Origin of the sequence: Citrobacter amalonaticus (assembly GCF_018252635.1) — a bacterium.
GTDB classification, from domain to species: domain Bacteria; phylum Pseudomonadota; class Gammaproteobacteria; order Enterobacterales; family Enterobacteriaceae; genus Citrobacter_A; species Citrobacter_A amalonaticus_E.
Genome location: NZ_JAGTXM010000006.1, coordinates 529,488 through 540,029, shown reverse-complemented (window position 1 = coordinate 540,029; position 10,542 = coordinate 529,488). Strand labels below are relative to the sequence as shown.

At 38.5% G+C, this 10,542-nt stretch carries 9 protein-coding genes; all 9 read right to left on the bottom strand.

Annotation, left to right across the window (positions count from 1 at the left end; translation table 11 throughout):
• Positions 1-23: 23 nt before the first annotated feature.
• Complete coding sequence (gene wzzB / locus KE671_RS20115; RefSeq protein WP_206164393.1) at positions 24-1,007, bottom strand: LPS O-antigen chain length determinant protein WzzB; 984 nt, start codon at positions 1,005-1,007, stop codon at positions 24-26.
• A 143-nt stretch (positions 1,008-1,150) separates the two neighbouring features.
• A complete protein-coding gene (ugd, locus tag KE671_RS20110) occupies positions 1,151-2,317 on the bottom strand; it encodes a UDP-glucose 6-dehydrogenase (protein ID WP_206164326.1) in 1,167 nt (388 codons plus the stop codon).
• 236 nt (positions 2,318-2,553) lie between these two features.
• Complete coding sequence (gene gndA / locus KE671_RS20105) at positions 2,554-3,960, bottom strand: NADP-dependent phosphogluconate dehydrogenase (protein ID WP_206164325.1); 1,407 nt, start codon at positions 3,958-3,960, stop codon at positions 2,554-2,556.
• 150 nt (positions 3,961-4,110) lie between these two features.
• Entirely contained in the window at positions 4,111-5,169 is a 1,059-nt protein-coding gene (locus tag KE671_RS20100) for a DUF1972 domain-containing protein (protein WP_206164324.1), read from the bottom strand.
• Between the two features lie 45 nt (positions 5,170-5,214).
• Positions 5,215-5,883 (bottom strand): acyltransferase, encoded by a 669-nt coding sequence (locus KE671_RS20095; protein ID WP_206164323.1) that lies wholly within the window; start codon positions 5,881-5,883, stop codon positions 5,215-5,217.
• Between the two features lie 30 nt (positions 5,884-5,913).
• Positions 5,914-7,047, bottom strand: a complete 1,134-nt coding sequence (locus tag KE671_RS20090) for a glycosyltransferase family 4 protein (protein WP_206164322.1) — start codon at positions 7,045-7,047, stop codon at positions 5,914-5,916.
• 37 nt (positions 7,048-7,084) lie between these two features.
• Positions 7,085-8,215, bottom strand: a complete 1,131-nt coding sequence (locus tag KE671_RS20085) for a hypothetical protein (RefSeq protein ID WP_206164321.1) — start codon at positions 8,213-8,215, stop codon at positions 7,085-7,087.
• Entirely contained in the window at positions 8,212-9,213 is a 1,002-nt protein-coding gene (locus KE671_RS20080; protein WP_206164320.1) for a glycosyltransferase family 2 protein, read from the bottom strand. The genes KE671_RS20085 and KE671_RS20080 overlap by 4 nt, the downstream gene beginning before the upstream one ends.
• A complete protein-coding gene (wzx, locus tag KE671_RS20075) occupies positions 9,210-10,538 on the bottom strand; it encodes an O-unit flippase-like protein (protein WP_206164319.1) in 1,329 nt (442 codons plus the stop codon). The genes KE671_RS20080 and wzx overlap by 4 nt, the downstream gene beginning before the upstream one ends.
• Positions 10,539-10,542: the final 4 nt, after the last annotated feature.

Sequence of the window (10,542 nt, the reverse complement as noted above, 5' to 3'; positions counted from 1 at the left end):
GGTTTTTTATTGAGGGGGTAATATTACTGCGCTTTGGGTTTGTAGTTACGCAGCGCGTTACGTCCCAGCACCACGCCGGCACCAATCATTCCGCCAAGCAGTACCGCCAGTACCAGGGTAATCGCTTTTTTCGGGCTATCGCGACGAATCGGCAACGTCGGCTTCATTACGTAGCGGTAGGCGTGAATACTGTCAGGTTGCACTTTCAGCGCCTTAACGGCTAACAGATTCTGACGGGTTTGGTAGTAGTCATCCGAAAACGTTAAGGGCCGGGTCGCTTCGTTATTCACCATCGATGAAAGCGCATCGCTACCCAGCATAAACATGGTGTCCTGGGAGACCTGATCGGCCTGCTGGACCTGCGGCAACTTGATGTTGGCTTGTTTAGCGACGGAAAGCGCCTGGTTGATCTGGGCAATGCGCAGTGCTTTTTGCTCTTTCGCTACCTTTTCCTGCGCTTCAAGCGATTGTTCTAAATCGGACGTTCGGGACGTGATGCTCATTGCCAGGTCAGCATTGATCTCTTTAGAAACTGACTCGTCAACCTGCTGGATATATTTTGCCAGCGTATTCTGCGCAGTTTCTGCAGTACTCGCCTGATAGGTAACTTTCAACGGTAGGGGTTGGCCTTTCACAGAAGAGTCAATCGTCAGTTTTTCAGGTTTATCCTGATTATCAAGTGTCTCTGTCAGTGCGGAAAAAGCGGAACTGAAACGACCGATAACACCAGTTTGTACATCATCGATTTTTGGAGCATCTTTCCCATACAACACGCTCATCGCGTTAGTATATCCCGCCAGTTGCCCTGCATCCGGTTGAGTAATAATCGCCGTTGAGGTCCATTTTTCTTTCGCCACCGCCAGGTAACCCACAGCCAGAGCGATAGCCACAATAACGCAGATGATTATTGTCACTTTACCGCGCCAAATCTGAATCACTAAGTCAATTAAATCAATCTGTTCCGGTTCGTTGCTGCGCCCGGACATGTTGTTATTTTCCACTGTCATCATTGCCCTAAACAAGAAAGCTCTAAACTCGCCACAGTTTATCGGGAAACGTAATTTATGCCATAGGAAATTTGGCAGGATTGCGAAAATTCTGGTAGGTCTTTAACCCATTATCAGGGACTCCCTTCCCCTCCGTTGACTAATCAATCACTGCCAAAAAGATCGCGGGTATAGACTTTTTCAGCGACATCTTTGAGCTCTTCAGCCATGCGGTTTGAGATAATGACGTCAGCCTGTTGTTTAAACTGCGTCAGGTCACGTTCGATTCGCGAGTTGAAAAACGTCTCGTCCTGCATTACGGGTTCATAAATCACCACTTCCACCCCTTTGGCCTTAATGCGTTTCATGATCCCCTGAATTGAGGATGCGCGAAAGTTATCCGAGCCGCTTTTCATGATCAGACGATAAATTCCCACCACTTTTGGTTTTCTGGCGAGGATGGCATCAGCGATAAAGTCTTTACGAGTGCGGTTGGCATCAACGATTGCGGAAATAATATTATTGGGGACTGAGTGATAATTAGCCAGAAGCTGCTTGGTATCTTTTGGCAGACAATAACCGCCGTAACCAAACGAGGGATTGTTATAGTGATTGCCAATTCGCGGATCCAGACAAACCCCCTCGATGATCTGTCGGGTATTTAAACCTAGACTTTCAGCGTAGCTATCGAGTTCGTTAAAATAGGCCACGCGCATCGCCAGATAGGTGTTGGCAAAAAGCTTGATCGCTTCTGCTTCGGTAGAATCCGTAAACAGCGTTGGGATATCTTGCTTCACTGCCCCTTCCTGAAGCAAAGCGGCAAACCGCTCGGCTCGTTCAGAGCGCTCGCCGATGACAATACGCGACGGATACAAATTGTCATAAAGCGCTTTACCTTCACGCAAAAATTCAGGGGAAAAAATAATATTTTGCGTTTTAAATTTCTTACCCATTGCGGCGGTAAACCCGACCGGGACGGTAGATTTAATTATCATCACCGCATTTGGATTAATCGCTATCACATCCTGAATAACGGACTCTACGCTTGAAGTATTGAAGTAATTGGTCTTCGGATCATAATCGGTCGGCGTCGCAATAATAACATAATCTGCGTTTTGATAGGCGTCATGCTTATCCAGCGTGGCTTTGAAATTAATATTCTCCGACGTTAAGAACTGCTGAATTTCTTTATCGACAATCGGAGATATCCGATCATTCAACATTTCAACACGAGAGGGGATGATGTCTAGCGCAACAACATCATGATGCTGTGCGATTAGCAGACCGTTGGACAGCCCAACATACCCGGTACCGGAGATGGTGATTTTCATTGCATGCTCTCAGAATTAACTTAATTAGACATCATGATGTATTCACATCCTGACACGTTATTATTGTTTTAGCGTCTGAGCGAATAATGTGTCAACGAAGCCTAATACAATTAGGATTATCTTTATCATCCTAAATGGACAATATTAAGTTAATATTAAGCAATGAAAATTATGCAATAAGAATCAGGATAAAAAAAAGCCCGGTCTTTAGACCGGGCTTCTGACAAACAATGTAATTAATCCATCCATTCGGTATGGAAAACGCCTTCTTTATCAGTACGCTTATAGGTATGCGCACCGAAGTAATCACGTTGTGCCTGGATCAGGTTAGCTGGAAGTACTTCAGCACGGTAGCTGTCGTAATAGGCAACAGCCGCAGAGAAGGTCGGAACCGGGATACCATTCTGAACAGCGTAGGCAACAACATCACGCAGCGCCTGCTGGTATTCATCAGCGATGTTCTTGAAGTACGGATCTAACAGTAGATTGGCAATGCCTGCATTCTTCGCGTAGGCGTCCGTGATCTTCTGCAGGAACTGCGCACGAATAATGCAGCCTGCACGGAAAATCTTCGCGATTTCACCGTAGTTCAGATCCCAGTTGTACTCGTCAGACGCCGCACGTAGCTGAGAGAAGCCCTGTGCATAGGAAACGATTTTACCAAGGTACAGCGCACGGCGTACTTTCTCAATAAACTCAACTTTATCACCCGCAGGTTGCGCTTTCGGACCTGTCAGAACCTTAGAGGCCGCAACGCGCTGATCTTTCAGTGAGGAGATATAACGCGCGAAGACCGATTCAGTAATCAGCGACAGCGGTTCGCCGAGATCCAGAGAGCTCTGGCTGGTCCACTTACCGGTACCTTTGTTAGCCGCTTCATCCAGAATGACATCAACGAGGTATTTACCCTCTTCATCTTTTTTAGTGAAGATGTCTTTGGTGATATCAATCAGGTAGCTGCTCAGCTCACCATTGTTCCACTCAGTAAAGGTGCTGGCCAGCTCTTCATTAGAAAGATTCAGGCCGCCTTTCAGTAGAGAATAGGCTTCAGCGATAAGTTGCATATCGCCATATTCGATACCGTTGTGAACCATTTTCACGTAATGGCCTGCGCCATCAGCACCGATATATGTCACACAAGGTTCGCCATCTTCAGCAACTGCAGCGATCTTGGTCAGAATCGGCGCTACCAGTTCATAGGCTTCTTTCTGCCCACCAGGCATGATAGACGGCCCTTTCAGCGCGCCTTCCTCACCACCGGAAACACCGGTACCGATGAAGTTGAAACCTTCAGCAGACAGTTCGCGGTTACGACGAATGGTATCCAGGAAGAAAGTATTACCGCCATCAATGATGATGTCGCCTTTATCCAGATACGGTTTCAGAGAATCAATGGCAGCATCGGTACCCGCGCCTGCTTTCACCATTAACAGGATACGACGAGGCGTTTCGAGGGATTCAACAAACTCTTTCACCGTGTAGTAAGGCACCAGTTTCTTGCCCGGGTTCTCGGCAATCACTTCTTCAGTCTTTTCACGGGAGCGGTTGAACACGGAGACGGTATAACCACGGCTCTCAATATTGAGCGCCAGGTTGCGCCCCATCACTGCCATACCGACGACGCCGATCTGTTGCTTAGACATTACATACTCCTGTCAGGTGTGGTCACCACGCGACGTATGCGCGGCTTGAAATGTGCCTTAGATGTTAACTCAAGACAGTTAAAATTGAAAAAAATGATATTCATTATCAAAAAATATATAAATTCAAATAGATAAAAACTTATATAAAGTTTATTTATTCAAAAAAATGCGTTCATAGGCAGAAGAAATGTCCTTCCAACAATATTTTTTCTTTGCTAAATAGTGCATAGCAGAAGCACATTGCTCTAATTCAGTAGCCATGTTACTAACTTGGAGAAGTATATTTTGTAGATCATTTGCATCTTTAAAATAAAAGCCACTATTGTCCGTAGAATAACGATTGAAGGAACAATCGAAGGCAAAAATAGGTTTAGAGAAATGCATGATTTCTACAAGTGAAGGATTCGTGCCGCCAGCTGAATGACCATGAACATAGCCACAACAGTTTGCACGTAATTCAAAAAGAGTCTCTAGATTATAGACGGGATTAATTAATTCAACATTCTCAAACGTTGAGTATTTTTCGTAAAGCTCTTTCCCATAATTATTTGCCTGCCAATTACCAACAAATTTGAGTGGCAATGTTGTCCGAGAAAATGCATCAAGTATCATCTCAATGTTATTTTCAGGTTCAATACGACAAATAGTTAGAAAATAATTACCATTCCCATTTATTTCATTGGACAGTAGTACATGATCACCACCATAAGCAATAGTTTTTGCTTCGATATTATACTGTTCATAAACATACTTTGTTATTTGCTCATTATCTGCTATAACAATATCAGAATATTTTACTGCCATTTTTTCTGAAAATTTAAGGAAGGAACGAATAAAACTTGACCATTTATCTCTTTTCCATTCCAGCCCATCGATATTGGTAACAATTTTCGCTTTAGTTATCATCCTTAAGAATGGCAGAAAAATACATCCTGAGACACCAAGAACAAGGATGACATCGAATTTACGGGATTTGAAGAGTGCAATAATGTCATATGGAATACTTTGACTACCATTCGCATTGAGGTTAATATACTCAAGAGAAGCACCATTATGATGCGTCTTCCTATCAGAATATAGTTTACCCGAACAATAAACAGTATAAGCGCACTCAACAGATGAATAACTCGTTAAATTTTCCGCAAGTGTTTCAAACCCACCATAACAGGCAGGAATGCCTGCTGTTCCAACTATAGCGATTTTTTTCATTTTTTTAAAAGTGACCTCAAATATACAAAACTGGGGTTAGCAAAATTATAACTCACGTATTAATTTTGCAGGTACTCCAGCTATAAGCGACTTAGGTGGAAATGATTTATTAACGACAGCACCTGCGGCAATCACCGAGCCCGATCCAATTGTCACATTACTTAATATCGTAACATTACAACCAATCCATACGTTATCTTCGATGGTGATATTACCAATTTTCACACCCTGGTCTTTGATCGGAATAGTCGGATCCGAAAAATTATGGTTTTCAGCGATCAATGTGATGTGTGGACCAATGATTACATTTTCACCTATGCAGATGTATCCAGAGCAACCTATATATGAATTTACACCAATAGCTGAATTTCGACCTAATACAAAACCAGCACCTTTTTGCCCCCCATAATAACCAGAAGGTCTAATACTAGTTCCGCTCCCGATAGTGCAGCCATCATTGATGATGATACCATTTTCACTGTCCGTTTGAATAACAGAGTTAGATTCAAACTTAACCATTCGTCCAATTTTTAATTTAGACTTTGAACCAATGAATTTCACATTGTTAGAAATAAAAATAGGGTAATGAAATGAGCCTTTACTAAAGCATGTTTTCAATAATCCACGCATCATCATTACAGCTACACGAAAAATAATTCTAAGATTGATTTTCTCACCATCATAAGACAATGTGTTAAAGACTTTCAGGATCATGATTATAAACCCAGAGTTATAAATAGAATATCAAGTATTACTTAATACAGACATAAACCGATCTTTAAACTTAGACAAGGTAAAAGATTTCAAATATGATGCCCGAGCTTCCTTTTGAATTACCTGTCTTTCGGTTGATGTCATGTCGATTATTTTTATTATCTTTTCCGATAACATTGAAGTATCTCCAGGTGTTACCTTAAATCCATTTATGCCATCATCAATAATTTCCGTTGAACCGCCATTGTTCGTAGTCACTAAGATCTTACCTGCCGACAGGCCTTCAAGAACAGTAGTAGGGAAAGGATCAACCATAATAGAAGGAATCATAAACACATCCATTTCCATCGCTTTTTTTGAAGCCATAGGGTCAAAACCATGCATAACAAAAACATGATCAAGAGAATTATCTAATATGTATGAGTTTAATTCATCAAATAAGTACTTTCTCGTTGGCGGTGCATCGCCAAACACATGTATTTTAATTTTTTTCTGATATCTGCTTGGTATTGTCTTAACTGCATCGCATAGAAACCACTGTCCTTTTTCCGGCATTATTCTACCAATCATCGCTATGTGCAACAATTGAACGTCACGATGGTCAGATGATACCTCGAAATTCTGATTCAAATCGGGAATACCATTATGTACAACTTCAATCTTATCAGATTCGCCAATATAATTAGCAACACACTTTGAGACACAAATCACTTTATTTGCACATGCCAACACAACATTTCTGATAACGTTGCCATAAAAACTGCCTTTAAGATATTCGTGGCAATGAACAATATTCTTCACTCTCAAGAGTTTACACAATAAACTAACACTAAATAAGGCAACAGTATTGATATAAAACAAATCATATTTTATTTTATTTTTGCGAATCAACTCAAAGGTATTAATGTTTTGTGAAACCCAAGCTAATAACCCTCTAAATGAATACATTTTCCTGTGGGCCACTGGCAATTTTTTAAATTCAATGAAATTAACTTGTTCCATATTAACTGCATTATCTGAAAAAGTTTTTTTAATTTCACCAGTTAGTATAGGAATATAGATATCACAAACATACTTTTCATTAAGAAAGGTTAAAACATAAGCAAGAATGTTACTCGCGCCATATCTATCATCAACAGGATGAAAAATAGCAACCCTTTTCATTTACAACTCCGGAGATTTAAAATTAATTGTCGAACTTTTATGAAAAATGTCCATGGCGTGTATCATTAACACTCTGGCGATTAAAACAAGAGAATAACATAAAGACAACTAGTGGGAATACAATACTTACAAACTCATTTGTAAAGTTTTGAACAATAAAGAAATAATAAAAAATATAAACTGCTTTTATTAATGATTTATTTATCATACACAAAGAACAATAAGCGGCAACTACAATATAAATCATTAAGCTTAAAAAGCCAAAGTATTTTATTATAAATAAAAATCCATTTTCAACATAATTTATATCAACCTGATATTGTGGTATATAGAAATTAATTGCTGAAAAATCACCAAAAAGTAATGAAGACAACGAATTCATGTCTACCTTAGATAAAACGCCATCAACGAGCAAAGCTCTACTTTCTAAGGTCTGCAAATTAATATCACTAAGAGAAATAAAATGTAAGATTGTAACCACAATGCTGATTATTACTAAAGGAGACAATAATTTTAGCGTAACCCATAGCTTATTATTTCTAAATGAGTCATTGAAACAAATCAGCCCTAACACGAAGAAACCAGCAATGTTTACCCGATTGACTGTAAACAGTAGCACAACGAATGCCAAAACATAAATTAAGAACGACTGAACTCTTGTTTTAAATTCGTCCCTTGATGAGAGAAATAATATTGCAAGGCATACCGATGCCATCAGTTGTGGCGTCGCAAATACTCCCCGCATTGCAAGTACACCATCAAATCCTTTAGCATGTCCAGCGTCGACGAACGTACTATAGTCACCGACTACATAACCGCCTACAGATAATATTGAAGAAATGATTACAACCCAAACTAATGAGCGTAAGATTAATTTTCTCTGAATATTACTGTCAAATTTTAATGTTACAAGGAAAATTAGTTGAAGCGTAAAATTTATCACTACTAGATCAATGTCCAATCCTTTTATCATAGTGCTTATTACGTTAAAAACAACAAATAATATAAAGATAACAATAATGCCATAGCGAATAGTATCTAATTTAAAAATTGTAAGATTTATTATTACTAATAGAATTATTGATAGATAAGAAATCCACCCAACCAGATATGACGAAGCTGAAATCACCAATAGAAAGAGATAAATAAATTGAAATATTTTTTTCATTTGCTGTTTTTTCTTTTAAGCTTAATCGTTCTTACAATAATTGCGAACGTTACTTTGAGCATCATATAATAGGCCGACTTAATCACTCCAAATTTTCTTTGATTGCCCGCCCATAAGAAATCACAATCTAATTTATCTAATTCACTACGGAGCTTAATGCTCATTTCAAAAAGCGGTGAACATAAGAATTCTCCGGCTAATTCCTCACGCATTTGTCTATTTTTTGTTATGAATGCAGCCATAACATCCGGTCGAAGACTTTCATTTTCTTGCTTTCTATAAAGACCAACTACTTCAGGTCTTATCTGAGCCTCTCCATATTTAAAAATCCATCTGGCCCAAAAATGGTAATCAGAAATGGGATACATTTCACCATCAAAACCACCAAGTTTAATTGCCATATTCCTGCGCATAACAACACTGAATGTGACGCTAAATAGATTTGAGTAAAATATATCCTTTATATCAACGCCCCTGATTTTTTTGGTTTTATTGCTTATTGATATTTTTTTTATTTTTTCAAGAATCCCTAAATGATTAACCTTTAGCTCATCTTTACGCTGATCAAGAATATCAATGTTAAATCCTAGTAAATCGTTTTCAATAAATTCATTTTGATTATAAATTTTATTTAATACTGTTGCATATTGCGGTAAAAGAAGATCATCATCATGAAGTATCGTTACGTATTCACCTTTTGCCAGGCTTAGACATTGGTTCCAGTTGCCTGCCATACCATAATTTTCACTATTTTTATAATACCGAAATTTATGTTCTGAAAAATCGGATATGAATTTTTCAGTAGCGATTGAAAAATCCGGATCGTTATCAACGATAATGATCTCTATAGAAAAATCGAATGAGCATTGAAGTACGCTTTGAAGCGATTCACGAAGCATGTCATAGCGTTTATAGGTCGGAATAGCAACAGTTAAGATAAAATCCCTCTCGGCATCATAAGTATTATAGATACATTTAGCCTGAAGTTCCGTAATCATTTAATGTAACCTTTATATACGCAGACAGGCCACTTCCAGTTATTATAGAATAATTGAATAATTAACTGAACGCCAATTAAACCCAAAATGGCCAATGAAGAATATTTCACCACTAGCATAGAAAATATGACTATTAGTAAACCAGAAATAAGAGAAGGTTTGACAAATGGTATCTTATTAGCTGTTGTTAATATAGTTGCACATATAGTATGGTTAAGCTCCAGCAAATAAACAACCGCCAATAAAATAAGATACTCATTCTGCAAAAATCCGACTTTTGCTCCGAATATAGCAATAATAAAACCTTGTAAAAAATAAAAACAGACAAACCCGGCCATATAGAGAAATAAAGAAACAGTAATTATTTTAATTATGAGCATTCGTAATTTTGCAGTCTCTTTCACCATGACTAACCGAGAAAGTTCTGGCACTTTGACAGTTACAAAAACATTACCGACAGCAAGTAAAGCCATAAAAATCTGGAGCGAAAATGTATACTCGCCTGCAACAGCAAGGGGTAATGAAGCTCCCGCAATCAAAATTGTAGCACGGCTGATTAAAAAACTGCCCAAACTCACCACACCAAGCTTTGTTGCATTATGGGCAATCACCGGAATCGTCGATACTTTGCTGGCAATAACATTCCTTAATTCCTTAATATAAATATTTTTCTTGTAAAAAATATTTATAACTAATCTATTAATAAAAACGGATATCAGAAATGCTAAGGATAATGATATTAATCCAGGGAAATACTTCATTGCTACTAATGTTAAAACTAACCATGCCAACCGACCGATAATGTTTGCCAGATAAGCCTTCTGAATAATGCCCAATCCGCACAATATTGGCGTATAATATAAATAATAGAGACTCATTAAGAGACCGAATGCAAAGGCCCCCCATGACAGAATCACCTCCTGGTATTCTTCAGGAGGTGAAATATGGTAAAAATATAAACCACCGCCGACTAGTATAATAAAAAAAGCGACAACCGTAAGCGTTCTGTATATCTTTTTGATATCACACAGTAGACGTTTAAGTAAGCTATAGTCTGTTCCATTACTAAATTTTACATCGTCAAGCCCATCTTTAGCCAGCTCTCTTGCTCCTCCAACAACATAGCTTACATTTCTTATTATTGTTGGAGACATGCCAAAGTCAAAAAGATTGACTAATACAACCATAGATAGAAAGATTAGCCAAATACTTCCAATTTCTGCATTAGTATTTTTCAAGCCAATAATAGTGATTAGAAATGGGCAAAGAATATTTATTACTTGGTTGCATAAACCAACAATTAACTGACTTTCTCTTTTAATCATTTAT